Below are 1,908 nucleotides of genomic sequence, written 5' to 3'. Positions count from 1 at the left end.
CTGCTGTATCTCTCACTACATAAGACTTTCATGCCTCGTTGTCCCCCTGTTAGCTGAATACTTACTTTATTGTTACCTTTTATCTCAATAAAATGTCCTAAAATAGACTTCCATTGCTATCATAACTTATCCATAATTGAGTGCATCAATCCCTAAAACTAGTATTTGTAAATAAATGTAATAAAATAAATTATTTGTTGCATTTTTTCCAGGAGTTATCTATACTATATATATTGAGACTAAGACTAATAACCGCGCTGGTTAAAACCATTAACCGAGGCCAGCGCGGTTTTCCTCCCACCTAAATAGGAGTTACTTCCATCATGGCAAAAATATCACAATTATCAATACAGCGGTTTGCAATTGCTGTTAGGTACAACGTCTGGGCTTTTAGGGAGCAGGGAGTAAGCAATAGGCAATAGGGCTATAACGGTCAAGGGTTAACAATACACCAGACCAGGTAATCATTTGTGACACACCAGTACCAATTTCTTCCTAACGAGTACTAATTTCTCATACACCAGTACTATTTTCTTGTAAGTCAGTACTGGTGTGTAACAAACGGGTATCGGTTTCTTCTTAACAAGTACTAGTTTCTCATTAACTAGTACTTGTTGCTAATAAACGAGTACAATTTTCTCACATGGCAGGACTGGTTAGGGGCATCTCAGTGTTGCAATTAGGTATAGCGCTACGCGCCAGTCAGCAAAGCTTGTAGGGTGGGCAAAAACCCTTTGGTTCTTTTAACAATTCTAGATAATATCATTTTGCCCACCCTACGCAACTTCTTTTAGGGTGGGCAAAAAGCCGTTGATTCTTTGTAAGTAGGGTGGGCAAAAACCCTTTGGTTCTTTTAACAATTCTAGATAATATCATTAACCTTTGAATGGGATAAGCTATTGCCTCTTGCCTCTTGCCTCTTGCTAGCATGCCTATTGCTTCTTGCTTCTTGCCTCTTGCTAGCATGCCTAAGCAATTCTGTTCAAAACTCAAATAGAAATGCTACCTGCTCCCTAAAAAAAATTATCTTAACCAATTAAAAATGCTATAATTTATTAGCTCTTGCCTATTGCCTTTACCTAAGGGATTATGTTCACAACTAAAATCAAAACGCTATATTGACTGAGCTGTCACTCCCATGAACGAACAACGCCTCCAAGCCTATCGAAAGTTGATTGAGCAACTACTCGCCGATTCTAATGATGAAGAAGTCTCTAAGGTTTTGAATGCCTACCGGGATTTGGTTGATACGGGATTGCAACAGAAAATGCTGGAAGTGGCGCAAGATTTGCGAATCCAGGGCGATTTAGATAAGTCTAATTTTTTAATGAATATTGTAGGGGACTTGATGGGGGTGCATCGCAAAACATCTGATGCCCAACTCAACTTTCTCAGGCAGGTACTACAAGCAACCGCAGACAGTAATGGTGACGCGCAGGTAGTTTACCGATTACTGGAAGAAAATATAGATAAACTTAATGGTAGATTAGCCGAAAAATTGCGGGATTGGGCAACAAGTAAGCTGGCGGAAGCGAAACCAGATGATGCGGAATACCTAGCAGCATTTATTGTCCTTTTCAGCAGTCTAATTCAGCAATTACCCTTGGGTGATAAAGCCAGCAAGATTGAAATTGCCATCACTGGCTATGAAGTCGCGCTAACTGTCTATACCCTTGACGCTTTTCCCCAAAATTGGGCAATGACTCAAAACAATCTCGGTAATGCTTACCGTAACAGAATTACAGGGGAGAAAGCACAAAACCTAGAAGATGCCATCCCTTGCTTCCAATTGGCAAAAGAAGTTTACACCCGTCAAGCTTTTCCCTATGATTGGGCTTGGACTCAAAACAATCTCGGTAATGCTTACTTTGAGAGAATAAGAGGTCCCAAAGCACAAAACCTAGAAGA

At 40.1% G+C, this 1,908-nt stretch carries 1 pseudogene; it reads left to right on the top strand.

Annotation, left to right across the window (positions count from 1 at the left end):
- Positions 1 to 1,138 precede the first annotated feature (1,138 nt).
- A pseudogene (locus AC4II3_RS26465) lies at positions 1,139 to 1,908 on the top strand (hypothetical protein); the annotation flags it as partial.

This window comes from Moorena sp., assembly GCF_982860115.1.
The sequence above is the reverse complement of the archived record's forward strand: the minus strand, read 5'-3'. Positions and strand labels throughout refer to the sequence as shown.